We start from the raw sequence: 25,512 nt of genomic DNA on the forward strand, positions 1-25,512 counted from the left end.
TTTAAAAAGCATTCTTTGGAATCATACAATTCAGACCGATCATTATAGTATGCCTTCTTCTTTTTGCTATAAAGTACTAGTTTGTTTTCTGTTAACTTACAGTGTTCAATACATGGGGTTTGGACGGGTAGAACTGAATGCACAAGAAGGTTACATCTTTGAAAATCCTTACCAAAAAACAGAAAAACAAACAGACGTTACTTCGTTCACAATCTATTTCAATCAAAAATCATCTCAAATTCCCAAGTCCGACGAAGTTCGTTTGCAATCGGTAGCAGATTTTTTGAACCAAAATAGAAATTATGAAATTTACATCGAAGCTCATGCCGTGGATGGTAAAAATTACAAAGAAGACATTCTCATCAGTGAAAAAAGATCTTTAGAGGTGGAACGTTTTTTATTGATTCATTTTGTAGAAGAGGGACAAATCCGAAGGTTATTTTATGGCAATTCCAAATCACCTAACCGAACAAAGGCACATGCAGCTTTAAATCGGAGAGTGGAGATCAGGTTACAACAAAAAAATTAACGAATTTCTTTCCATTTTTCCCATTCGTTAACCGTATCGATATCATCAAGTTCCTTTAAGAGCGAATATCTGAAGTGATTTTTTTTGATGGCTTCGAGTGTCAGCTTCAATACAGATTCTGTGCTCCACGGTATTCCACGAAAGACAAACGGTAAATATTCTTTCATTCCAAGTAAATAATATCCCCCATCTATGGCTGGACCGATAACAAAATCTGAATGATCCAAAGCCTTATAGGCATCTGAAAATATAGATGGATTGAGGTAAGGACAATCTGTTCCGATGATGAGAACTTTTCCATTGGATTCTTGAAACTCATTTTGAAATGCATTCGCCATCTTCGAACCAAGGTCACCAGATGTTTGTGTAAAATGCCGAAATCCAAATGTAAAATAAGGATTCGGAAGTTCTGGAATTTGATCCCAATAAACAATTTTATCGGCATCCAAATTGGACGTGACAGACTCAGTGATCTGTAACAATTCTTCATACACATCCAAAGCCTTTGTATCACCTATGGCATGTGCTAAACGGGTTTTCACCTGACCTAACTTAGGTTGCTTTGCGAAGATGATTAGTTTCTTTTCTGACATATAAAAATAAACCTAGTAGTGAATACATCCAATACAAATAAAAATATGATTCTGACACATAAACTACATATGATAAGAATCCAAGACTAGAAACAAAGGCCTGCCACAGAAATGGAATCCGACAAACCATTCCTAATAGCGTAAATGGAATCCAATACCAAGGATGAACCACTGGAGAGAAAAGTAAAAATAAAAAGTATACAAGCAACAATCGTTTTTCTTTCGTTTGTGCCTGGAATTTAGGTTGGAAACTCAACAACATAACTAAAATACCAAAACTGAAAAGTGAAAAAATCCCTGATAAGTAGGAAACACCAAATCTGTGTAAGGGGATATAAAAAAACGGTTCTATAATTCCAGCGAATCGAAAGGAATGAAAAAAAAGACCTATCCCAAGGTTCCCTTGTGCCAACCAATTTCCAAATACAGAAAACTTCCAAATGAATAGCGATACGAAAACAAATCCAGATAAAACTAATAGTTGTTTTGATTTCCGAAGGAAAGCAAAAAGGAAAATGATTGTACTCAGTTTCAATTGAGTCAAAATTAAAAAAACCATTCCGTTCCATTGATTCCCTTTTAGACGTATCAGTAAAAGTAACCAAGGAATGAATAGAATTTCGGGATGCATTTGAGAAATTCCTTCGATGATCACAAGTGGGTTTGCAAAATAAATCCAATAAAATGCAAACGATTCTTTGGGATAAAAACGACGGATGAGAAATAAATTGAATACGTCGATCAATAAAAAAACGATTTGGATTCCTAAAAAGGAAAGTGATAGAATACTGTTTAAAAAGGAAGCACAAATATAAAAGAAAAGTAGTAACAATGGATATACAGAAAAGTAGTCTGCGCTATTCATTTGAGATAATAAATCTTTGTACAACGTAGACATTGTTACATTTTGGATTAGCCAGTGATTAGGAGTATATTGATACGGATTGAGACCAGAAACAAGTAATTTCGCATCGAAGAGATACCGATAGATATCATCACTTAAATGGGGAGTTACACCCAGTACGACACAACGGAGTGCTACGTTATACAAAAAAAAGACAGGAAAATTGTTTTGAAAAATGAAAACCTTTTTTTGCAAAAAATAAAAATACATAGAGAGAGAGACAGTGGAGACTATGATGGAAGTTAAATCATTACGATCCATTCCATTTACGGCAAAAAAAAGTAGGAATGGATATAACACTAGGAGGAACATGTTCCACCCAAGATTTTCATCTGCGAAAAATCAGTAATTTAAAAAAAGTATATAGAATTTTTACACCCACTCGAATTGACATAGAAATTGTCCCGGAGATTTTCGAAACGCCAGCAATTCGTTTTCGATACTGCACAGGGATTTCAATCACTTTCATATGATTTTGTAAGGCTTTGACATGCATTTCGATGTTCCACCCCCAAGTTGGATCGATCATTCCCAATTGAAGAAGAGATTTGTAACGGATGATTCTAAGAGGCCCCATATCAGTGAATTTTTTTTGAAAAAAGATTTGAATGAGAAAACAGGTTAGTGCATTTCCGAATTTCTGAATAGAAGATAGGGACCCAATTTCTGTAACTCCAAGTGTCCTTGATCCTATCACTAAATCGGAATTGTGATCACGGATTGTTTGGTACAAACGTTGGATGTCTTTTGGATCGTCCGAACCATCTGCATCACAAAACAATATATATTCAGGATTTAAATTCTTTGATCCAATCCATTCCAATGCAACAAGACATGCACTTCCATACCCTATCCTTGGACAATCCAATGTTTTGATCCCCAACTCTTTCACAATGGAAGCCGTATTGTCTTTGGAAGCATTATTGACTACAATAAAATTTGATTTTGAAATTCCAGAACCATTCATTAGCCCCGTTAATGCTTGTTTAATGCTAAGTTCTTCATCCCTTGCTGGAATGATGCATAAAAGATCATTCACCTTTTCTTTCTGCATTTCGGAGGAATAATTCTTCTAATTTTGTATCTCGCCGATTTTGCCCTTTGTTATCAAATACACTTTCCAGAACAATTGAACTGTGAGGGTATAAATCTTGGATGTGTTTGACTTTTTCTCGATACGATAAAGGTACATTTTCTGCAGATTGTTGCATATAATCGGAAGTGTTATTTTTTAAACGGACATGGATTGCTTGGAATCGGTATCTAATCATAGAAGGATTTTTTTGTTTCCAATCAACCTTCCACTCAAATTTTCCAAATCCATGAATTCGATTGTCACTTACTTTTTTAGCTTTAGGTGACCATTCCCATTCCTGGCCAATTTTGATTTCTTCCTTTTGAACGATTTCTCCCTTTTGGTTGATCGCATCCAGTTTGAATCGATAAAATCGCTCCGGATCACCAGAAGTCACGTAGTGGCTTGCAAATTGATTTTCTATGGTAAGGATAATACTTTCCTCATTAAAATTGATATTTGTAAGGACGATCCCTGGTTTGTAACCCAATCGCACTTGTTCTTTGTATAAGGCAAAGGATTTTGGAACACCTCCTCCTACGAACCCATGACGATGGGAATTACGATTTGGGCGATTTAAAGATGGTTTCACAAATGATCGCCGAATTTCTGGCATATGACAATTGGCGCATGTTTTTTCTGATTGGGATGATTTTAACTCAGTCCCTGTTTGAAAGGAACAAATCAAGGATTCATTTAAAGTATATGTTTCATTATGGCAATCGTTACAACGATTTTGTAAAAACTCTCGATTGATTTTAATGGGATGTGGAGGAGATGTGTCACCACTTCCACCGATCACATAACTTTCATTTGTATTCGAATCAACACGAACATGACAAGTGGCACAGGTAATGGCTTCCTCTTTCATTTCGGCATTAAACTTGGGATTTGGAATTTGAATTGGTTCAAAATAGTTCCCACCACGTAATGAGGTGACTATGGTTTCTCTTTGGTTTTGTAGAGGAATATGGCAGTTGAGACAGATCCATTTCGGAGAGCTAGGCTTTGCCAATTCAGATTGGAACTGTATGTCACTGAGCGCATTTGCATGAGTTGACAATTTCCATTCTTCATAAATTTCGCTGTGGCAATTTCCACAATTTTTAGCAGTTGGAGCACCAACTCCTTTTAGATCAGGTAAGTTTTCGATTGGCCTTACCCAAATTTTTCCAGGAAAAACTTCTTCCAAAGGCACTTCTCGTTGGTCTTGAAAAACAATGTAACCAGCTAACAAAGTCAATATGGATGTAAAAATAATGAGAAGAATTCGTTTCAAATTTATTTTTCCAAAGGAAGATTAGCGTAAGACGACCACTCCCACATTGATCCGGAATAATTATATGCATTGTATCCATAAGACCGTAAGATTCCTACAACAAAAGCAGACCTAACTCCTCCTGTGCAATAGGCAACGATGGGTTTGGTGGTTGAAATGCCAATTTGATTTAAAATTTGATCCACTTCTTCTTTGGATTTGATCCTACCATTGTCATCAAACAGATTTTGATAATAAAACAATTTGGCACTTGGGATATGCCCACCTCGGGATTCACCATACGGAGTGGCACCTGCAAACTCACGTGGTTCTCGTGTATCTAAAATTTGGTATGCATTCAACTTGATTTGTTTGTTTATTTCCTCCTTACTGATATCTGTTTTTTTGAGAACTCCAGTTTTGATTGTGTTAGTCGAGTTTATGATTGGATTCACAATTTTTTTGTTTTGTTTTCTTTTTTCGATGGTTTCGAGTAAAGAAGAAACACTACCGTCATACCAATACGCGTGAGGATAACCGACTTCCCTCAAACTCCAAACAATCCGCCCCTCCTCTCCCCATCCGTTTTTACCATCACCTAACACAATTACGATATCCTTTCGAGAGATTCCTAGATTGGAAAGGATCTTTTGGATTTTATCCTCAGATTGTAGTTTACCTCGAAAGGGAGTTTCGGACCGAGAAAGTTCTTCCCAACTTAATAACTTTGCATCAGGGATTTTGGTTTTGATCCTTGCCATGACCGATCGAGTATCGATGAGCTTAAATTCAGGAAGTGTTACAGTTTCATTGGGAGACAAAAACCAGTTTTCTTCCCATCGGTTTTGGCTTGGTTTTGCGGGATTGGCAGTGATTTGGAGCCAAAAAGCCCAAAATAAAGCGATTGAGAAGAGGTAAATCCCATATGTTTTCTGAATTTTCATGATCTTACCCTCCTAAATTAAGATTAACACTCTTTTAAGACGAATTTTCCGTCAATAAGATAAACATTTCCTCCAAGAAAACGAATTTTTCTTGCCAAATCAAGTTCCTCTCTCAGTTTGGAAGGGAACGGAGGAAACAAATGAAACTAGGATTTTATCCGGACGTCGTCAATGAAAATGTCACTCGGATTGTGGCATCCACGGTTGTGTTTTTAGGGGTCCTTTCCATTTTATTTCCCAACTATTTTGTGTTAGGCTTTCTATTGCTTGGATTTGCTCTCCGCCTGAGTTACGGCCCTAAGTTTGAACCTTTTGCTTACGTTACATCCAAGTTTTTAGTTCCATGGCTTGGAATTTCTTTTGTTCCATCCGCAGGTCCACCAAAACGATTTGCACAATTGATTGGGTTTTCCTTTAGCCTGGCTGCAATTGTATTATTTGCCAATGGGTTGACCTTGGCTTACCAAATTACTCTTGCAACACTTGTATTTTTTGCTTCACTTGAATCATTTCTCGGATGGTGTGCAGGATGTTTTATGTTTGGAATCCTGATGAAACTTGGAGTGATCCCACAAGAAGTTTGTGAACGTTGCAATAATTTGAATTTTAATAAATAAAAGTTCTTTTGTACGAATGGATTTTATATTTATCCACACTATTGGTTACTATTTTCTTTTTGAAAGTAGTAACCTTTCCCAAATCATTATTTAAACTTCATTTCAAAATATTTTTCTTTATTGGATTTGGACTCAGGATCCTTTGTTTTTTCTTCCCTCCTATTTGGGAAGATGATTGGGCAAGATACTTATGGGAAGGAAACTTAATTCGAAATTGGATCTCTCCGTATGAATTTCCACCGAATCATTATTTCAGAGAATCATTAGATGCAAGTTCGATTGAAATCCTTTCTAAAATCAATCACCCCGATTGGACTACGATTTATAGTCCCTTCATCCTCCTATATTTTTCTTTATTTTCCTATGGTTTTTCCACTTTTTTATTAAAAGTTAGTTATTTGTTCTTCGAAACAATTTGTTTTTCGATTGTTCACAAACATAAAACGAATCATCTGATCTTATTGTATTGGCTTTACCCAATTTTTATCAAAGAAGTGTACATCAATTTACATTTTGAAGTTTTACTTGTTTCTTTCTTTTGGGTTTTTTATACTTTTCTCGAGAAAAAAAATCTGAAATTGAGTGCAAGTATCTTCGGACTACTTGTCCATATTAAATTTATAACCTCAATATACGGACTTCTTTTCCTTCCCTATTTGAAATTAAAAACCATCAAAAAAAAATCTATTGTAGGGATTCAAGTTTTCCTTTCTTTATGCTTTGGGTTTTCCCTTTTTTTTCTAATCTATTTTATATTTTTCCCCAACTCATATGATTTTGGTTTTTCCAACTTACATCATTTTGGTGGTACGATTACATTTAATCAATTTTTGGAACCAATCTGGAATTTCTTTTTTTCAATGAATTTAAGAAGTTTTCCTTTTTTATTCCAATTCCTTTTACTTTTTATCTACCTTTTCCTAACCTTGAGAGAAAAAAATAGAAGCAAACGGTTTTTTATCTTATGCCAAAAACATGATTTTTATTTTTACTTTGGCTATTTTCTTTTCACTATCCTTCCGGTGGTGAATCCTTGGTACTTTTTAGTTTTAGTCCCTCTTCTCGTTACCTCGCGTTCCCAATCAGTTTTACCATGGATCCTCGTTGCCAACTTGCAATTATCTTACCTAACAAGTATTAGACTAAACTTCCCTTTCCAGTTTTTTTACGAAATTCCAAGGCCAATTCTTATTTTGGAAGCCATTCTTTCAATATGCTGCATTTTCCTATATTTCCGGCAAATATTCATTTTACTTTACAATTTATCCAATATATCGAACATGACCCAGAAGGGATGACGATATGGATGAACAAAAAGACGAATCAATTGGACGAAATGATTTAGACCAAAACGTAGACGAAGTCTTAACCGTTGTACTTGGTGAAACTTTAAAACGTAGGCGTTTGGAACTAGGTTTGTCTATGGAAAAACTTTCTCAGTTATCCACAGTCAGCCGTGGGATGCTTGGTCTCATTGAATCAGGTAAAACCACACCAAGTATAGGGATTTTATGGAAACTATCCAAAACATTACGAATCCCCATTGCCGAAATGATACCTGATTTATTTTCACAATCTCCCAGGTTTATCCCGGCCAACGAAGGGAAGGTTTGGATATCTTCAAAAAACTCAAATAAATCAAGGGTTTTATACCAAGAGGACAGAGAACGATTGAATCTTGTCGAATGGAGTATGGAACAAGGAAAATTAAACCAATTCCAACATTTACCGCAAGCTCATGATATTAAAATTTACCAAGTTTTAGGAGCTTCTAAGATCAAATTAAAAAATAAGACCTACCATTTGGAAGTGGGTGAAAGTGTATTTTTTCCAATTTCCGAACTCGATTCAATTGAAAATGAATCTGATGGATTATCTAAGTTTTTATGGATCTCATCGAAAAAATTTCGATAACCAAATCGTTTGAAATCACATCTCGAAACACATTCCAAAACTCTGTAAAATCGATTGGAAATTCCTCCAATATAATATACGCTATTACAGAGTTTTCCTCTGCTAAATTAAATTCCAACTTTGTCTCAAAACTCATCGTTTTAACCTATCCTTAACCAACCCCTTAAGTCTCTGGTGCAACCCCTACAGAGAAAGGATTGGAATGAAACAAAAGGATAGAATATGAAAACAAGTCTTCAACACCAGTTGATCGCCGTTTTTACCGCGGGGTTTCTCGGAGCCTGCGGTGGGAACAAACAAAATGATAACAACAATTTACTTCTGGCTGCCTTAGCCCTCTCCAATGGGATTAAAGTGAACTCAGCAGTAGAACTAGCAAAAGAATCTAACGATGATTATAACCTAAATGAATATGGACTCATCACGCCACAAACTTTAGGGAAATGGGTCAACAATTGGGCAGGTACAAAACCAAGTGGCATCAATGGAAAATTGGTAATCTTACAAAATGGTGCAAGTGCTACTGTTGGAAAAGAATACATCGCAGGGAATGGCAATGATGTTGTCGTTTATTCTTTTACTTTTTCTGACGGAGCCAATGCGTTAGACGGTGGTGATGGCTTTAGCCAAAAGAGAAATAGTGGACTCAGTGATACTGTTTCCATTATCGCGAATGGTCCAAAAGTTGATGCCATTCTAAATCGATTTGGAATTGATCCTGTCAATGACCTTGTTGTATTTGTTTCCGCTGCCAATGCTGCAAGTCATGTTCAAGGAACCTTACGTGGATTTTATTCGTTTCGTTATTGGGGGTTTGATCATAAAAACTTAGCATTCCTGAATGGAACTCTCCCAAGACTTGTGAATACTGATGGAAATTTTGTCCCCTTCCGCTCTACAACAGACATTCCTCCAAATTTAAACAATCGTTATTCGGTAAAAAGCCTTCGTGTGGATAATACAATTTTAATGTTACCAGTCGAAGATGTGATTAAAGCTGTAAAAGATCCGAACAATGTGAATGTTGCAGGGCTTACATCGAGTGTCTTTATCTCAGATGCTAGGTCTTCATCAGGAAGTAGCAATGAATATAATGGCGTTGCTAGAAGCACAACTTCCGAAGTATCTGGTAAGTATGTTGGTTTCGAAGGTCGTATCAAAGGAGCAAAAGATGTTCCTTGGACTGGACTTCTGGACACAGAACATCGCTTTAAATCAAAAGCAGATCTCAAAGCATATTATGAGTTACGTGGGTACCAGCCAGGTCAAACTGCAATCCAACTTTGTAGAACAAATAACCGTTCTCAGGTGACTGGTTTTTCCTACATTGCCATCCTTGGATACCCTTCCACTTATTATGATGGAAGTTGGATCGAATGGGGTAGTTTGACTGGTGGCGGACCAGCACCAAAACTTCCATCAGACTCACCCTTCCGCACAGACATTCCTGAGTTATCAGAAGTGATCACATACAATGTGGCGGGGGATGTGGATCCAAATCTACCTACAAACTTAAATTCGTTTGCAACTACGTCTCGAAAAATCATCGAAGAAGACAAAGCATACAAACGTTGATGATGTAAAAATAACAACGAGTAAGATACGAATTTTACTCGTTGTTTAGTTCAATATAAGTAAATAAAAACTGGGAAATGATTATGAAAAGTTTGATTCAATTATTATTAGTTATCAATTTGTTTTTAACAAATGTAGTATTTGCATCCGGTGGAATTAGTGGTGGTGGCATTGCAAACATTCCACAAGGACAAGACCGTGAAAAATACCATTTAGGAAAGGCGATCTATAACCAAGAAGTAAGTTTAGAAAAACCAACCAATACAAATATAAACACGACAGACCAAGAAGAAAGATTGGAATACCTCCAAGGGAGTTTACCGAATACAGAAAAACGTAGAGTAAACTTACCTGATTTCTCAGGCAAACTCACTGAGGAACAATTACAAGCTCTAGAATATTTCATTCAAGTTCGCTTCAATATCAAACTTCCTGAGAAGAAGAAGGATAAATGATGAGAACTAATTTCAAATTTATAAAATATTTTTTTCTATTTTTTGTAGTCTTTGCTACAAATGTATATTCGCAACAAGCATGGGCTCCTTACGAAAGGCAACTTTGGGTTCGACCTGTATTTGTTCACTCCGAATATGATAGTGCCTTCCTTGCAGGCCAAAAGGCAAAGTATGATGATAATGTACGAATCACTGTTGCAAACCTTGCGTTAGAATATGGTTTTACAGATCGCCTAACAGCCGATTTAACGATCGGCTTTGGAAGATTGGGAAAACATAGGGTATTCAATCGTTATTTCGGATTACAACAAACTCCAGAAGTTCCAGACAAATACGGATTTATGGACACACGTTTTGGACTTCGTTATAAACTACTTGATGAGTTTGATTCGAAATACAGATGGATGCCCACAATCTCATTGCGAATCGGAGGAATCAAACGTGGAGATTATGACCGTAATCCCCAATCATTAGGTGATGGTGCAAGTGGAGGCGAAGTCAATTTGTACTTAGCTAAAGATTTTGGTGTGTGGGGGCTTGGTGGACTTGGAGAATTTTCCTATCGCAAACGAGAAAACCCGGTGCCAGATGATATTCTTTATTACGGTGCACTATACAAACGATTCTTTGAATCGTTGTTTTTAACTGTAGGTATGCGTGGGCAAATTGGACAAGGAGGTTACGCATATGCTGACCCAAGACAAGAACCCCCTTGGAATTTAGTTCGTTACCCTCAACCCACATTTTATGGAATTAATCCCTATGATGTCTATGTTCAAAATGAAAGACCTGCTTGGGGAAGAAAAGAAATATTTCATAACGCAGAAATCGGATTTAGTTATGTGGATAGTTTTGGAAATTTCTACACATTATTTTATTCGGAAACCATTGCAGGTTACAATACCGCCAAACTAAAGACAGTCGGTTTTGCTGTCACTTTACCTTATAATTTATAAGAGGATCCTATGAAAGTTAAACAGTATTTTATATTTTTTCACATTCTAGTTACGTTCATTGGTTGCAAAGGGCTCCCTGAGTATGTATTTTTACCTCAAAGTCTTAAGTTCGACTTAACTCCATTTTTATTTAGAAACTACTCTCCAGCGGAACTTGCAACATTATCCAATGCGGATTACAATTTAAATGAAAGTGGTCTCATCACAGGAACAAAACTTTCGCGGTTTTTATCGAATTGGAACACAAATAAACCTAGTTATGTTTTTGGAAATTTAATTGTGTTCCAAATCCAAACTTCCGGCTCCAGTGGAAGGTATGTTTTTTTTGATGGCAAACAATCTTTTGCATACCCTATCGCCAATCTAAATGATTTGATATCAGAAACAAGAGACGATGGAGTTTTAGCAACAGACGGTATAGTTGGAAAAGGAAAAAAAATCTCAGATTTTTTCGCAATCTATGGAATTGATCCAGCCATTGATTATGTTGTGTTTGCATCCGACACATCCAACGTATCAAATTTATCATCAGCTACTTTTGCTTACTATTCATTACTCTATTGGGGATTCCCAAAGGAAAGACTAGCTGTTTTAAACGGTTCTATTGCAGATTTGACGGCGGCATCAACGTTATTCACAACCCCTTCGTATAATTATGCAAATAGCAATCGAGCTGGAACCACCAAAACATTGTTTCGTGACCATACTTCCTTACACCTTACAATTGGTGACCTAATCCATTCCTTAAAAAATGGGAATAGTAATTTAGAAAATGTAGACCCTCTACCTATTGAAGGTTATTATATTATTGATGGAAGGCAAAATGCTGCTTTTACAGGAACAACAAACTCTACCGCTTCTGGTCCAAAGTATTCGAATTGTACAACAAAAACCAATTCCAGTTTTGTTTCAAATACTTGTGTCACTACATATGAAGGTAGGGTCAAATCTGCTTCTAATTTAATTCCAACAGACCTTTATGATGGAACTAGTTTTCAATTTAGAACCTTTTCGCAACTATCAACAAGTTTAAATAACACTGGTTATCCTGACCAAAAATTGATTTATTTATATGGTGAGGAAGGAATCCAAACTTCAGTGGTTTGGTTTGTCCTCCACCAAATCCTTGGAAAACCGACTAGATTCTATGAAGCGGGTTGGAAACAATATGGTGCTTTAGGACTAAAGTCACCAACTTCAGGATCAAGCCCGAGCGCTATCACACAACCAGCTTCGTATTGGAGGACTGATATCACCCAATTGGCTGATGGGATTACCTCGAATGCTGATGCAAATGTTCCAAATTACCAACTCGATTTGTCTAGGCAATTCATCAAATCTTCCAACAAAATTCGAGAAGAAGATAAATCATTTTTGAGGGGAAGTTCTGCAAACGCTGGCTCTGGTGGTGGTGGAGGCGGTCCTACTGGAGGCGGAGGAAATGCTTGTGGTGGATGATGAAATTGAAATGATTTGTATGAAATGAGATCTCAAATTTTACAGCTAACAATCTGGATGAGCATTGGACTATCCATTGTTAGTTGTAAAAAAAATTCTTTTTTATCAGAACATTGGAATCACCCTCTTTCCACCCAAAGGAATCCTGAAGTACAACTCACTCATAATGAGTCCAATTTGGATCCTAAACAATGTGCAAATTGCCATAAAAGCCAAGTGAAAGCATGGCAATCGAGTTTTCATGCGAAATCAATTGGGAATGGTTTTTTATGGCAAAAAACAGTTTTATCGAAAGATGAATGGAATAGTTGTTTGAACTGCCATTCCCCTCTTCCAGAAACAAAGGCGGAAATTTCTGAAACGTTTCAAACAATTGAAATTTTGGACTCAAAGCGTAAACACTTCCCCAGTGGAATTCCAAATCCTTCCATCCAATGTGCAAGTTGCCATATCCGAAAGCAAATTTGGTATGGCCCACCATCCCGGAATCTAACAGCAAAACAGATTGAAACCCTCAAGGTAAACTTACCACATAACGGATACAAGGTGCAAGAGGAATTTGAATCTTCATCATTTTGTCAATCGTGTCATGAAAGTCCAGATTCTGGGCAAAAACTGAATGGCAAACACCTGATGGAAGTTTATAAAGAATGGGAAAAGACCTCGTTTGCCAAAGAAGGAATCCAATGCCAAAATTGCCATATGCCTGACAGAGAACATACTTGGAAAGGAATCCATGATCCAGATTTTGTTCGAGCGGGGTTACAACCTTCATGGAGTTTGACGAGAACAACGAATGGTGAAATCCAAATCGATGCGAAACTTAAGTCTACCAGAATTGGTCATAAATTCCCAACCTATCTCATTCCCAAGGTTTACTTACGGTTTTATGTTACCAACAGATTTGGGAAACGGAGATTGATCGAAGAATCAATTGTGGGTCGGCTTGTGAACACAAACCTAACGGAAGAATACTTTGATACACGGATAACACCAGGAAATTCACATTTGGTATCTTTTCGTTTCGCTGATAATGAAAAAGAAATCAAAACCTTCGACTGGGTGATTGAAGTGGATCCTGATGAACATTATATCAGAAGTTTTGAAGAAAGCCTCCGAGAAAAAGGAAACATTCTTCCAGACCAATTAAAAAAGCAGTTACAACTTTCCCTTTCAGAAAAAAAAGAAAGCCGTTACGTATTATTTACTTTGAGTTTGCCAGTGCCTGTTTTACTTCCGCAATGATGTCATCAATATGCTCCAATCCAACAGAGATACGAATGAGACCTGGCAAAATTCCTACTGCCAAACGTTCTGGTTCTGTGAGTTTGGAATGTGTGGTCGTGGTTGGGTGAGTGACTGTGGTCCGCGTATCCCCCAAATTTGCAGTTAAAGAAAACCATTTCAGAGCATCTAAAAATTTTTTCGCTCGTTCCACTCCTCCCTTGATCACAAAGGAAACAATTCCACCACCTGAACGCATTTGCTTTTTGGCAATCGCATAACCGGGATCATTTGGGAGAAATGGATACCTAACAAGCTCTACGTCGTTTGATTCTTGTAAAAAAGTTGCTAACTTCATCGCATTCTCAGCATGTCGGTCCATACGGACTGCTAAAGTTTCTAAACTTTTCGATATGATCCAAGCATTCATCGGTGATAGTGCAGGACCAGTATTCCTTGCCATATAACGAATGGGTTGGATGAATTCTTTTTTTCCTAAAATCACACCCGCAATCACTCTTCCTTGGCCATCTAAGTATTTAGTTGCCGAGTGGATTACGATGTCTGCACCAAAGTCCGCAGGACGTTGGATATAAGGAGAACAAAAACAATTATCCACAATTAGGATCGCTTTCTTTTTTTTGCACAAAGCAGACACCCACTCCAAATCTACAATATCAAGGCCTGGATTGGATGGTGTTTCAATATAAACTATTTTTGTATTTTCTTGAATGGCTGCTTCCCAATCCTGTGGTTTATCAATGTCAACGTAAGTGGTTGTCACACCAAACCGCGGTAAGATGTTCGCAAAAATTTGATGGGTAGATCCAAAAATGGCTCTTGCGGAAACTATATGATCCCCTGATTTCACAAGCCCAAAGATAGAAGTAAAAACGGCAGACATTCCTGAAGCCGTTGCAATCCCATCTTCTGTATTTTCAAGTGCGCATAATTTTTCGATGAGTTCTGTTGTGTTGGGATTCGAAAACCGTGTGTATTGGTTGCCTGTAACTTCTTCTGCAAAGAGTGCCCTTGCATGTTCCGCATCATCGAAAACAAAACTAGAAGTTAAAAATAAGGGGGTGGAATGTTCCTTTTCCCCAGTGCGTTTGGTTTGGATGCGGATGGCTTCGGTTTCAAAATGTTCAAACATGTCTCTTACCAAATTTGGTGAAGAGCATACGAATTCATCATTTTTTTTGGAATATATCTGCTATAGAATCGGATTTAGACTGCTATAGCAGATTTTTTATGAAATTTCAGCAATTTTTCCATCAATCATATGGATCCTCTGGTTGGCAGTCGCCGCATAATCAGGGTCATGTGTAACGAAAAGGATCGTTGTACCATCATCGGAATTAATTTTTTTAAAAATATCCATCACCTTATCACCGTTAGATGTATCTAAATTACCAGTAGGTTCATCGGCAAACAAAAACTTTGGTTTTTGGACAAGAGCACGAGCAATGGCTACCCTTTGCCCTTCCCCTCCAGACATTTGGCTTGGAAACTTGTCTTTACAATGAAAGACTGAAAAACTATCCATTAGATGCAAAGCATACTCTTCTACTTGTTTATGATTTCCAGTTTTACGTGCAGGCATGGTAATATTTTCTAATCCAGTTAACTCAGGTAATAGATAATGGAATTGGAAAACAAATCCTATCGAATGGTTTCGTAATGCATGGAGTTCTTTACTGTCCATTTGTTGTAATGATTTCCCACTGAGTTTCACATCACCACTTGATGGAAAATCAAGCCCACTCACAATGTACAAAAGTGTTGATTTACCAGAACCAGACTTCCCAGTGAGTGCTACAAAGTCACCTACATTGATGGAGAGTGAAACATCTTGTAACACAATTTGCGCTGGTTCCCCAAATGATTTATAAATTTTTTCTGCTTCAATTCCTATACTCATGTGGCACCTCGGATGATATCGACTGGCGAAAGTCGGCTTGCCATACGAGCAGGGATATAACTTGCAATAGAGGCACTGAGGACTGCTATCGAAAATCCTTTTACGTAAATCATCACATCCCAGGAAATCATCATTGTTTTCATCAAAGCTTTTGAATTTTGTTTTGGATCACCTATCGGAATACCATCAATGTAATAACAACCAAGGATACCCACAAAGATTCCAATGATTGCACCGAGAGTCCCAAGAAACAATCCTTGGAAGATAAACAATTGGATTGTATCCCTTTCATCAAATCCAATCGAACGAAGGATAGCGACTTCCTTTTTTTTTTGGTTCACGACCATATTGAGTATATTATAAATTCCGAATGCTACAACGAGAATGATGGTAAACGTAGTTGAATTCCGAACGATGTCTTGTGTTCGGAAAACTTGTAAAATACTGGCGTTCACTTCATCCCAACTTTCTACCTTATCTTTGCTAAAATATCGCCAATCTTCCGCAATTTCTTTCGCCATACGAATGTCTTTGATTTTGACTATGATTTGCGAAATTTCACCACTGGACTTTGTGATACTTTGTACGGAAGAAAGTGAGGAGTAAACAGTCACCTCGTCCACAAGACGATTCCCCGTACTTAAAATTCCAATAACTTTGATAGGAATAAGATCTGTCCCTGGAATATAAACAAAAATTGTATCATCAATCTTTGCCCCCAATTTATTGAGAACACCTTCACCGACAATGGCAAGTGATGTACCTCGTGAAAGGTCTTGCAATTTTCCTTCAACAATGTAATCACTCAAATTAGTAACTTTTGGTTGGATACTTGGATCTACACCTACAAATCTTGCAGGAGCAGTCGATTTTCCATTCACAAAGATCACTTCTTTTGTGAGCTGCGGTGCAAAAGACACCACTCTATGGTCATTTGATAATTTATCCATCCAACCAAGAACGTTTGTTAAACGAGAGTTATCGGTTCGGCCAGAGGGTGGAGAAAGCCACCTCACTTCTTTTCCTTGAAAAAAAACATCATCGAATGTTCGCTCAGTAATCAGCTCATCTTTAGGAGAAATTTTAATTTGTCCGTCAGAGTTTACCAATTGGTCCGTGATCACCGCTTGAAAACCAAGCATAATTCCTGAAAATACAATATAACCAGCTGTCCCCAGAATAATCCCAATCAATGTAAGTACCGACTGCTGTGGCCTGGATAAAATTTGGCGTATGGCAAGGAATAACATTTAATTTTTAACGAGAACCTCATCACCTTCTTGTAAATCACCTTGGATCAATTCACCAAACTCTGAATTGATGGCACCAATACGGATTTCAATTTTTTCCCGTTTCCCATTGCGATAACGTGTGAGTTTTCCTCTTTCTACTGCAACAAGGGGAACAAGGACTACATTATCTTTGGAAGACACTTCGATCGCAACATCGGTAGTCATATCAGGTAAAATCCCTTGTGGCAATTCATTGGGAGAGATTCTGACCAAAAATTGTCCGTTTGATGGATAAATCCGTTCCACTTCTCCTCTGTAAACATTTCCCCGAATGGATTCAAAACTAAGTTGGGCATGTTGGCCTGGTTTGACACGTAAGGCAGACTCTTGGTCGAGGGATACGGATACATAGACTTCTTTTAAGTTTTGGATTTCTAGTATAGGTAACCCAGGCATTGCTGTTTCATTTTTTGCGATACTTAGTTTGGTAATGGTGCCAGTGAATGGCGAACGGAAGGTAATGCCTGAATCATTCAGAAGGAGCGGATCTCCTTTTTTTACGGACTGTCCTTCTTCTACATAGATTTCACGAACAGAAGCAGCAATTCCAAATTTCAAAACAAAACTATCAATCGGCTTCACTGTACCCAAAGCATACACTGCTTCCACAAGCGAACCTTTATGGATGGTCAGCCGATCGGATTTTGAACCACGAAATAAAAACACAAAGATCAAAATTAGAATGATTACAATCGATAGGATTGATCCGTACAATTTTTTACGATTCATGATGACCTTATCATGAAACTTTCGTTGGATTTGGAAATACTTTTTCTATTGGTTTATCTAGCAAAGGTGAAGAGAAATTCACCTTCTTTGTCTTTGGCAGGGAAATATTCTTCACACCTAACATCGACAAACTGACCATTTTGTAAGGTAGCAATCGGGAACGACTGCGGGAGGTGTCCTTTTAAATAATTATCAGTCACAAGCCTTCCATCATTTTCCAAAATGGCTTCAAAGGTTTTCCCAATCGCTGTTTTTGCATAGGATTGGTGTAAAGAGGAACTAAGAGCCATTAGATCCAATACACGGCGTTTTTTTTCATCTCCAGGAATCGGGTCACCTAGGGCTTCTGCAGTAGTTCCCTTTCTCACAGAGTAAGGAAAAACATGTAATTTTGCAAACCCAAGCTCAATTAACAATTGTTTTGTTTTCATAAACTCAACTTCTGTTTCAGAAGGGAATCCTACAATCACATCGGTTCCTAAAAACAAATTAGGAAGTTTTGATTTGGCAAGTTCCATCCTTGTGCGGAAGGCATCTGGATGGTAGGTTCGTCTCATATCTTTTAAAATTTTACGGCTACCACTTTGGATCGGGACATGTAAAAATTTACAAAACCTTGGGTGTGACATGAGATCAAGTAATCCAGATCCCACATCGGGTGGTTCAATGGAAGACAATCGAATGCGAGAGTATTCTAAAACCTTTAGGATATCTTCCAATAAATTTAAAAAACCCTTTTCTCCATTCTCTAAACGATACCAACCCAAGTTAACACCCGTTAACTGAATTTCACCAACACCATTATCTTGTAAGTATTTGACTTGGTCTAAAATATCTACGTAGTTTCGGCTAACTCCGAGTCCCCGAGCTGCTGGGATTTTACAATAAGAACATTTCCGATTGCAACCATCTTGGATTTTTAAGTAAGCCCTCGTGTGACCTTCTGGCAAAACATCCGAATAAGAAAACCGATCTAAGTTTTGTGGTTCTGAATAGGATTTTCCTTCCCAATCCGCTAAGATTTGGTAAGGCAAAGAACTCTTTTCCGTATTCCCAAACACTCCATACACACCTGGGATGTTTTGTAATACTTCTTTATCGGTCTCCGCATAACAACCAGTAACAAAAACCTTTGCACCTGGGTTTGACCTGATTGCATTACGGATGATATTTCTGTTTTTGACATCCGCTTTGTTTGTCACAGTACATGTGTTTACAACTATATATTGAGCATTTTCATCTGTTTGGGCAAGAGTGAACCCCTTGTCTTTGAGGACAGAGTACATACCGTCTGTCTCAAAAAAATTCAAACGACAACCGAGTGTATGAAACTTTATTTTCACAGTGCTGTGAGTGCTAAAATCCTTTTTGAATTTTCCTTAATTGTATTACTTTCTCCATTTAAGGATGAAGCCTTTTCAATACAGGTTTTTGCTTCCTCCAAATAAGGATTTGCAACATTCTTTTTTCCCAATTTTTTATTGGTTCGATAAAGAGATTCTTGGACAAGAGCCAAGTTATTCCAAATTTCACTTGAGTTTTGGTTGATACTGGATGCCCAACGTAAACTCATATCAGCTTTGTCGTAATTTTTTAATTGGTAATAAATTTTACCTTCTAACTCTAACATACGGGCATCACTAGGACTTCCTGCTTTTGCTTTTTCAATTTGGGAAAGTGCAGTTTTTGATGCCCCTTTTTCAGCAAGGGCCAAGGCATAAAAATACCGGATTTCTGGATTTTGTGGATACATGGGAATTGTTTTTTCTGCAAGTTCAATCGCAGGTTTCCACTTTTTATGACGAGTTAAGATGGCAAGACTACCTTGTAATAGGTCTTCATCATCAGGTTTACGTTTTCTTGCTTCCAACATGTTTTTGTAGGCGTTATCAAAATCGTTTAACTTATCGTAGTTGAAAGCAAGTAAGGCATAAAATTCGTAGGATGATTTTCCATCTACGAGTAGGCTTTTCACAAGTTCGATTGATTTCGCATAATTTTTTGTTTTGTATTCATCAACTGCTTGGAAATACGCAGAACCAACTTGTTCCTTATCTTGAGAGTAAACTGAGGATACAAGTAGGCAGATAACAGCCATGATGTGAAGTAAGTGTTTCATAATAGATCCGAGGGAACCGTAATGGAGTTCAAATTGACCGTATCGATCCTGGAATGGTAAGGTTCAATAGGGTCCAGGTATAGGAAAACGCTTCCCCCTTTGGAAAGCAAGTAATGTTCGATATGTTCTTCGGTAATGATCTCTAAATCGCCTACATAGAGAATGGGATTTTCCCCTGGTCCTAAGTGCAGGTGGAATTCTTCCGAGGGTAAAAAATCAGATAAACCAAGATACCCAGACCCAAAATACAAACCAGATTGGAAATAGTATTTATAATGAACTTTGACTTCAGGAAGGATTAGATTGGGTCGGATATAACCGAGCTCGATGCGTTCAATGGTTCCTACGGTTCGGATCTTCCGAAGTTGGAACCAAATTTTACGAATGAAAAAATAAGAAAATAGGAAGACGAGGGGAATGAGAATTGCCATTTCCTTTCGCCTTCCCCATCACTCTCTAAACGAGAGCTAAGTCTTTTTCCTCAGTGTTTGGGGAAGATCCATCATCTTTTTTAGGAACTTCTTTGTAGTCAGACCAAGGGGTTTCGGAATACACAAGTTTTCCTTCAGCCAAATCTACCAAAATTTTAGTAGGATTGTCATACACACCTTTTAGTGACTGCACTGCCATATAATCTTCCAATTCTCTTTGGAATACTCGTCTGAGCGGACGTGCTCCATAGTTCTGGTCGTATCCAATGGTTGCAAAATGTTCTTTTGCGCTCAAAGTGAGTTCCACTAGGACTTTTTTCTCCGTCAAACGTTTGTTAAAATCTTTTAACATGATATCCACAATGCTAACGATTTCTTCTTTTTTAAGAGGAGCAAAATAAACCACTTCATCCACTCGGTTTAAAAACTCGGGGTTAAAGTGTTTTTTAAGTTGTTCTCTTGCTTGTTCCGCTTTGTAAGACTCTCTTTCTTCAGCAAAATCTTCAAAACCCAATCGCCCACCTTTGGAAATTTCCTTTGCGGCAATGTTTGAGGTCATGATGATTATGGTATCTCGGAAGTTTACCTTACGACCTTTTGTATCTGTTAAATTCCCTTCTTCCATAATTTGGAGTAGGATATTAAACAAATCGTGGTGCGCTTTTTCAATCTCATCAAGGAGTACCAAACTATATGGTTTCCTTCTCACAAACTCAGTGAGTTGGCCACCATCATCATACCCAACATAACCGGGAGGAGCTCCAATCAGTCTGGAAACTGCATGTGGTTCCATGTATTCAGACATATCGATTCGGAGCATATTGTCTTCTGAACCAAACAACTGCTCGGCGAGTGCTTTTGCAAGTTCTGTTTTCCCTACACCTGTTGGCCCAAGGAAGATAAAGGATCCCGTTGGACGTTTCTCACTCTTAAGACCTGTACGAGAACGTCTGACAGCACGGGCCACTTTTTCAATGGCCTCTGTTTGCCCAACAATACGAGCTTTGATGTCTTCTTCCAAATTGAGAAGTTTTGTATTCTCGGATTGTTCCATTTTTTTCAATGGAATTCCAGTCCATAGGCTCACAACAGACAGAATGTCTTCTTCTTCAATGGAAACTGCATACCCTTCCATTCGTTCTTGCCATTGTTTGGTTTTTTCTTCCAATTCACCTTTTTTACGATTCACTTCATCCCTTACGGCTGCGGCTTTTTCGTATTCTTGGCTACGAACCAAATCTTCTTTTTTGACAGAAAGTGCTTTGATCTCTTCTTCAATCTCTTTGATTTCATTGGGTCTTTGGCAATTGGCAAGGCGTGCCTTTGCCCCTGCTTCATCAATGATATCAATCGCCTTGTCTGGTAAAAACCTGTCGTTGATGTATCGATGTGATAATTTCACAGCTTGTTCGATGGCTTTTTCCGAATAACGCACCTTATGGTGAGCTTCATACGCTTTTTTCAAACCATCCAAAATGAGGACCGCATCACCAACCGACGGTTCAAGAACCTTCACCATTTGGAACCTTCGTTCCAATGCCGAATCCTTTTCAATGTACTTACGGTATTCGTTATTGGTTGTGGCACCTATACATTGTAACTCCCCACGTGCAAGCGCAGGTTTTAAAATGTTTGCCGCATCCACTGCACCTTCCGCAGCACCTGCCCCAATGAGAGTGTGTAATTCATCGATAAAGATGATGATGTTTTGCGAAGTGACGATTTCTTTCATGATCTTTTTCAATCGTTCTTCAAACTCACCACGGTATTTGGTCCCTGCAATCAGGCTTGCCAAATCCAAAGATAACACTCGTTTGTCGAATAAAAGATCAGGCACTAGTTTTTCTACTACTGCTTGCGCAAGGCCTTCCACGATAGCCGTTTTTCCCACACCCGATTCTCCAACCAGTACTGGGTTATTTTTCGTTTTACGAGATAAGATTTGGATCACACGTTCGATTTCTTTCGAACGGCCAATGACTGGGTCCAATTTTTTTTCACGTGCGAGTTGAGTGAGGTCACGTGCAAATTCGTCGAGGATCGGAGTTTTACTTTTTTCTTGTCTTGGTGTAGCTGTTTGTGTTTGACCTTGTCCTGTGGATTGTGTACCAGTTGTCCCACCACCAACTGCCCCTGAAGGAGGCGCACCAAGTAAGCGTAAAATTTCCGATTTGATGACATTGTAGTTCACGCTAAAGGAAGATAACGATCCCCCAGCGATATTATTATTATCACGAAGTAATGCGAGTAAGATGTGTTCCGTTCCCACATAGTTGTGTTTGAGGCGTTTTGCCTCTTCTTTGGAAACTTCGATCATTTTTTGGTACTTGTCTTGTCCTTGGCTGACATCGAGTAACAAAGCCCCTGAACCTTCACGAGTACGTTTCTCTACTTCCTTACGGAGTTCGTTTAAATTGATGTTTAGATTCGTTAGAATCTTTATCGCGACAGAGTCCTCCTCCCGGAGAAGCCCAAGTAGTATGTGTTCAGGACCGATAAAATCGGAACCTAAACGTTTAGCCTCATCTTGGGCGATTTCGTTGATGACTCTTTTTGCTCTTTTGGTGAATTCCAACATGCCGCACCCTGCCTTTAGTAATTAGACGAACGTCCTTGTTCCCATCCTGACCGTACTGGGTCAAAGGGAGCCTCGTAAACCAAGAATTTTGTAAAACTGACGTTTTTGGACCGCGTATGCGTTCTTCCACGAGATTTTTACGACAAGCCCTCGGAACTTTCCCAGGGACTCTCTTCTATGATCGGTGGAAGGAGCAAATTCTATACCAAATTCAGAAAGTTTCTCAAAAAGTGAAAAGAAGCTCGGATCCACTCCAGGTTCGATGCCAAGGAGGATGGAATCCCGCCTCCCCCGTCCCACATTGGTAGGACAGGAAGAGACGTACCCGATTCCCTTTGCAAATGCCCAATTTTGTTTTTTGAAAATGAAGCGAAGTAAGGATTTTAGCTTTTTACGTTTTGCAACTGCCAAATCTACAGCTTCGGCGGGATCCAAACTTTCACAGGGTAAAACTTTACGTAAGGCCTCAAAACGCAAATGGTCTTCTCCACCAAAATACAACCGAATCATAGAATCTTTTTCTGTAAAAAAAGAATTCGTTTCCTCATCTAAAAAGTCCATAAGCTCATTTTCAGCTAACAAGCGCTTCACTTCTTCTTTCTTCAGATCATAAAAGGGAAAAAGACTATGGCTTAGGTTACGAGTCAAACGTGTGCGAATCATCAAGATCTTGGTTTTGGATTCCGATTTTGTAAAGATTCCTTCGATTTCCTCAATTAGAGATTTTGGAATGGGGGACGGTTTACTTTTGATTGGATCAAAAAATTGTGTGACACAATGTTCACACCCAAATTTGCCTGAAATCCGAAACTGGGACTCTGTGGTTCCACAGAATCGACAATATTTCATACACTAACGGGAGTTAACTTACCAGATACGATCCGATTTCGTTTGTGCGCCATGGACGCAAGCTCCAAATCATGTGTCACAAGGATGAGTGAAAATTTAAATTCATTCTGTAGTTCTTTGATGAGATCCATGAGATGACGTGAATTGTCTCGGTCAAGGTTCCCTGTTGGTTCATCTGCGAGGATGAGTTGCCTTCTTCCGACAAGAGCACGTGCCACACCCACACGGGCGCTTTCACCACCTGAGAGTTGGGAAGGAAAACTTTCTGTCCTTTCACCAAGCCCTACTTTTTTTAGAATGTCGATTGCTTGTGCTTTTGCTTGGGTTGGATTCATCCTTGCAATGAGAAGGGGCATCATTACATTTTCCAAAGCTGTAAAATCAGGAAGGAGAAGATGTTGTTGGAAGATAAAAGAGATTTTTTCAGCACGAAAACTTTCTCTTTGTTTTTCATTTAAGTTTTTTAAGGAAACACCACATACGTCCACCTCACCATCGTCAAACGAATCCATGGCACCGAGGATATTGAGCAGTGTTGACTTACCAACACCCGAAGCCCCTTCTACAGAAACGATTTCGCCAGGTAACACTTCAAAGTCGAGACCTGAGATGATATGATACCGTTTGTCGACAACTTGGTAATACTTTTCTAGTTTTCGTACGGAGACTGTTGGTTTGAGTTCAGAATTAGTCATTGCGAATCGTATCCACTGGGTTTAGATTGGCGGCCATCCGAGCAGGGAAATACCCAGCAAGGCCAGAGAGAATGGTAGCAGCAGTTGTCACCATAAAGATAAAGGAAATATCAATATCAACAGGGATATGATCAAAATAATAAATGTCTTTTGGAACGAGTTCCACAGGATCCCAATCACCAGGATTTAGGATACTTCCCACTCCATTGATGATTTCAGAAATGGCATTGATGATGACTTCCAATTTTGTGGCGATAAAAATCCCCGTCATCCCACCCACAAGTGAAGACAAAATTCCCACTATCATCGCATTGAGTGTGAAAATGAGTAAGATATCATTGGAAGCAAGTCCAAGTGCTTTTAAAGTTCCAATCGACCTACGTTTTGCACGGATGAGAGAGTGAACGGTTGCAACCATCCCAAGGGCAGCAAGGACAATGAACAAAAAGACAATGATGGAGATGATGGTTTTTTCCAAACGAAGTGCCGCAAGAAAGTTCTCCTGTTCTTCCGCAATGGTCCTCACTGACCAAGATGTATCATCTTGAATTTTTTGGTTCCAATTTTCTTCGTTTAACCTTGATAAGATTCTGTGTTTGGTGAGTTTTAAGTCATCCAATGAGCGAACCTTAATTGCAATTTGGTTTACCGCTCCTTTCATTTTAAAAAACTCTTGGGCCTGTGGCAGGGATAAAAACACAAACTTAGAATCGTAATTGTAATAACCTGTTTTGAAAAGGCCGACCAAACGAAAGGACTGTACATTGACTTGCACTCCTCTCTCCACGGTGAACCTGCCACCAGGAACCGCCATCGTGATCTCTCTGCCAATTCCATACCCGTAAATGGCACTCATCTCCTTTCCAACAACAACCATCTTTTTAGAATTGATCGAGGAAATTTCATCCCGGTTGTATTGCAAAATTCTTGGAAAATTGGGAAGTCCATTTTCGACTAATTTTTCAATCGAATCAATCGGTACGGCACGAATCATAATCGGATTGAAGTTATTATTGCTTTGGATCAGTCCGTGGCTTGTGATATTGCCTTCTACTGACACAAAGGATTCGGCAAGTTTTGGATCGGATTTTAAGTGCGCAATTACGGTTTCGTAATCATAAATGGCACCAGAACCATAGGAATTTTCAATGGTGATATGAGGACCACCTTGCCAGAGGGATTCCTTCACTTGTTTTTGGAATCCATTGAAAATGGAGAGAACCACAACAAGAAGGCCTACCCCCACTGCCATCACGATGAACGAAAGCCTTGATTTGATGGAGAGGAATCCCAAAACGCGGGACCCTCGGATGTAACGGATTGTGATTAAAGAGACGATTCCCATGATGACCTAATCTTTTTGACAGCTTTCTTTGAAAGATGGATACTGTCAAAA

At 38.5% G+C, this 25,512-nt stretch carries 25 protein-coding genes; 9 read left to right on the plus strand and 16 right to left on the minus strand.

Translation table 11 applies throughout. From position 1 onward, the window contains the following. The first annotated feature begins 112 nt into the window (after positions 1 to 112). A complete protein-coding gene (locus LEP1GSC202_RS16935; RefSeq protein ID WP_015678969.1) occupies positions 113 to 529 on the plus strand; it encodes an OmpA family protein in 417 nt (138 codons plus the stop codon). Here the strand turns inward: LEP1GSC202_RS16935 and LEP1GSC202_RS16940 are convergent. Genes LEP1GSC202_RS16940 through LEP1GSC202_RS16960 form a run of 5 tightly spaced genes read right to left on the minus strand, consistent with a single transcriptional unit; the run spans position 526 to position 5,303 of the window. Further along, positions 526 to 1,122, minus strand: a complete 597-nt coding sequence (locus LEP1GSC202_RS16940) for a TIGR04282 family arsenosugar biosynthesis glycosyltransferase (RefSeq protein WP_015678961.1) — start codon at positions 1,120 to 1,122, stop codon at positions 526 to 528. The two genes, LEP1GSC202_RS16935 and LEP1GSC202_RS16940, sit on opposite strands and share 4 nt — an antisense overlap. Then, positions 1,082 to 2,338 carry an MptA/MptB family glycosyltransferase gene (locus LEP1GSC202_RS16945; protein ID WP_039929339.1) on the minus strand — a complete coding sequence of 419 codons (1,257 nt, stop codon included), beginning with the start codon at positions 2,336 to 2,338 and terminating at the stop codon, positions 1,082 to 1,084. The genes LEP1GSC202_RS16940 and LEP1GSC202_RS16945 overlap by 41 nt, the downstream gene beginning before the upstream one ends. Positions 2,339 to 2,354: 16 nt before the next feature. Beyond that, positions 2,355 to 3,080 carry a glycosyltransferase family 2 protein gene (locus LEP1GSC202_RS16950; protein ID WP_015678944.1) on the minus strand — a complete coding sequence of 242 codons (726 nt, stop codon included), beginning with the start codon at positions 3,078 to 3,080 and terminating at the stop codon, positions 2,355 to 2,357. After that, positions 3,058 to 4,380 (minus strand): multiheme c-type cytochrome, encoded by a 1,323-nt coding sequence (locus LEP1GSC202_RS16955; protein WP_015678935.1) that lies wholly within the window; start codon positions 4,378 to 4,380, stop codon positions 3,058 to 3,060. Before LEP1GSC202_RS16955 ends, LEP1GSC202_RS16950 begins: the two co-directional genes overlap by 23 nt. A 2-nt stretch (positions 4,381 to 4,382) precedes the next feature. Beyond that, positions 4,383 to 5,303, minus strand: a complete 921-nt coding sequence (locus tag LEP1GSC202_RS16960) for a sulfurtransferase (RefSeq protein ID WP_015678945.1) — start codon at positions 5,301 to 5,303, stop codon at positions 4,383 to 4,385. Positions 5,304 to 5,443: 140 nt separating this feature from the next. On the opposite strand from LEP1GSC202_RS16960, the gene LEP1GSC202_RS16965 reads away from it, so the two are divergent. From LEP1GSC202_RS16965 to LEP1GSC202_RS17005, 8 genes are all read left to right on the plus strand, one after another. Next, positions 5,444 to 5,920: a DUF4395 domain-containing protein gene (locus LEP1GSC202_RS16965; RefSeq protein ID WP_015678974.1), complete on the plus strand. Its 477-nt coding sequence runs from the start codon at positions 5,444 to 5,446 to the stop codon at positions 5,918 to 5,920. Positions 5,921 to 5,979: 59 nt separating this feature from the next. After that, positions 5,980 to 7,218, plus strand: a complete 1,239-nt coding sequence (locus LEP1GSC202_RS16970; RefSeq protein ID WP_015679032.1) for a hypothetical protein — start codon at positions 5,980 to 5,982, stop codon at positions 7,216 to 7,218. Positions 7,219 to 7,222: 4 nt separating this feature from the next. Next, entirely contained in the window at positions 7,223 to 7,834 is a 612-nt protein-coding gene (locus LEP1GSC202_RS16975) for a helix-turn-helix domain-containing protein (protein WP_015679010.1), read from the plus strand. Positions 7,835 to 8,056: 222 nt separating this feature from the next. Then, entirely contained in the window at positions 8,057 to 9,409 is a 1,353-nt protein-coding gene (locus LEP1GSC202_RS16985; protein ID WP_015678991.1) for a rhodanese-like protein, read from the plus strand. Positions 9,410 to 9,492: 83 nt separating this feature from the next. Further along, positions 9,493 to 9,864 (plus strand): hypothetical protein, encoded by a 372-nt coding sequence (locus tag LEP1GSC202_RS16990; protein WP_015679019.1) that lies wholly within the window; start codon positions 9,493 to 9,495, stop codon positions 9,862 to 9,864. Then, positions 9,864 to 10,820 (plus strand): hypothetical protein, encoded by a 957-nt coding sequence (locus LEP1GSC202_RS16995; RefSeq protein WP_015678962.1) that lies wholly within the window; start codon positions 9,864 to 9,866, stop codon positions 10,818 to 10,820. Before LEP1GSC202_RS16990 ends, LEP1GSC202_RS16995 begins: the two co-directional genes overlap by 1 nt. A gap of 9 nt (positions 10,821 to 10,829) precedes the next feature. Next, positions 10,830 to 12,278 carry a lipoprotein gene (locus LEP1GSC202_RS17000; protein ID WP_015678963.1) on the plus strand — a complete coding sequence of 483 codons (1,449 nt, stop codon included), beginning with the start codon at positions 10,830 to 10,832 and terminating at the stop codon, positions 12,276 to 12,278. 24 nt (positions 12,279 to 12,302) lie between these two features. Then, positions 12,303 to 13,523, plus strand: coding sequence for a cytochrome c family protein (locus LEP1GSC202_RS17005; protein WP_244147765.1), 1,221 nt, complete (start codon positions 12,303 to 12,305; stop codon positions 13,521 to 13,523). Here LEP1GSC202_RS17005 and LEP1GSC202_RS17010 read toward each other — a convergent pair. The 11 genes from LEP1GSC202_RS17010 to LEP1GSC202_RS17060 all read right to left on the minus strand — a co-directional run bounded on the left by LEP1GSC202_RS17010 (position 13,483) and on the right by LEP1GSC202_RS17060 (position 25,461). After that, the gene (locus tag LEP1GSC202_RS17010; RefSeq protein WP_015679002.1) at positions 13,483 to 14,655 is read right to left on the minus strand and encodes a trans-sulfuration enzyme family protein; all 1,173 of its coding nucleotides are present in this window, start codon (positions 14,653 to 14,655) and stop codon (positions 13,483 to 13,485) included. The genes LEP1GSC202_RS17005 and LEP1GSC202_RS17010 overlap by 41 nt on opposite strands. A 96-nt stretch (positions 14,656 to 14,751) precedes the next feature. Beyond that, positions 14,752 to 15,423, minus strand: coding sequence for an ABC transporter ATP-binding protein (locus tag LEP1GSC202_RS17015; RefSeq protein WP_015678938.1), 672 nt, complete (start codon positions 15,421 to 15,423; stop codon positions 14,752 to 14,754). After that, the gene (locus tag LEP1GSC202_RS17020; RefSeq protein WP_039929343.1) at positions 15,420 to 16,673 is read right to left on the minus strand and encodes an ABC transporter permease; all 1,254 of its coding nucleotides are present in this window, start codon (positions 16,671 to 16,673) and stop codon (positions 15,420 to 15,422) included. The genes LEP1GSC202_RS17015 and LEP1GSC202_RS17020 overlap by 4 nt, the downstream gene beginning before the upstream one ends. Next, positions 16,674 to 17,444, minus strand: coding sequence for an efflux RND transporter periplasmic adaptor subunit (locus tag LEP1GSC202_RS17025; protein ID WP_015678960.1), 771 nt, complete (start codon positions 17,442 to 17,444; stop codon positions 16,674 to 16,676). Between the two features lie 53 nt (positions 17,445 to 17,497). Then, the gene (mtaB, locus tag LEP1GSC202_RS17030) at positions 17,498 to 18,787 is read right to left on the minus strand and encodes a tRNA (N(6)-L-threonylcarbamoyladenosine(37)-C(2))-methylthiotransferase MtaB (protein ID WP_039929345.1); all 1,290 of its coding nucleotides are present in this window, start codon (positions 18,785 to 18,787) and stop codon (positions 17,498 to 17,500) included. Continuing rightward, positions 18,784 to 19,563, minus strand: coding sequence for a tetratricopeptide repeat protein (locus LEP1GSC202_RS17035; RefSeq protein ID WP_015678981.1), 780 nt, complete (start codon positions 19,561 to 19,563; stop codon positions 18,784 to 18,786). Before LEP1GSC202_RS17035 ends, mtaB begins: the two co-directional genes overlap by 4 nt. Continuing rightward, a complete protein-coding gene (locus LEP1GSC202_RS17040; RefSeq protein ID WP_015678987.1) occupies positions 19,560 to 19,994 on the minus strand; it encodes a hypothetical protein in 435 nt (144 codons plus the stop codon). The genes LEP1GSC202_RS17035 and LEP1GSC202_RS17040 overlap by 4 nt, the downstream gene beginning before the upstream one ends. A 25-nt stretch (positions 19,995 to 20,019) precedes the next feature. After that, a complete protein-coding gene (locus LEP1GSC202_RS17045; protein WP_015678976.1) occupies positions 20,020 to 22,572 on the minus strand; it encodes an ATP-dependent Clp protease ATP-binding subunit in 2,553 nt (850 codons plus the stop codon). 60 nt (positions 22,573 to 22,632) lie between these two features. Beyond that, positions 22,633 to 23,421 carry an ATP--guanido phosphotransferase gene (locus LEP1GSC202_RS17050; RefSeq protein ID WP_015678989.1) on the minus strand — a complete coding sequence of 263 codons (789 nt, stop codon included), beginning with the start codon at positions 23,419 to 23,421 and terminating at the stop codon, positions 22,633 to 22,635. Next, positions 23,418 to 24,116 (minus strand): ABC transporter ATP-binding protein, encoded by a 699-nt coding sequence (locus LEP1GSC202_RS17055; protein WP_015678958.1) that lies wholly within the window; start codon positions 24,114 to 24,116, stop codon positions 23,418 to 23,420. Before LEP1GSC202_RS17055 ends, LEP1GSC202_RS17050 begins: the two co-directional genes overlap by 4 nt. Then, a complete protein-coding gene (locus tag LEP1GSC202_RS17060) occupies positions 24,109 to 25,461 on the minus strand; it encodes an ABC transporter permease (protein ID WP_015679008.1) in 1,353 nt (450 codons plus the stop codon). Before LEP1GSC202_RS17060 ends, LEP1GSC202_RS17055 begins: the two co-directional genes overlap by 8 nt. Positions 25,462 to 25,512: the final 51 nt, after the last annotated feature.

This window comes from Leptospira yanagawae serovar Saopaulo str. Sao Paulo = ATCC 700523, assembly GCF_000332475.2.
Taxonomy (GTDB): Bacteria; Spirochaetota; Leptospiria; order Leptospirales; family Leptospiraceae; genus Leptospira_A; species Leptospira_A yanagawae.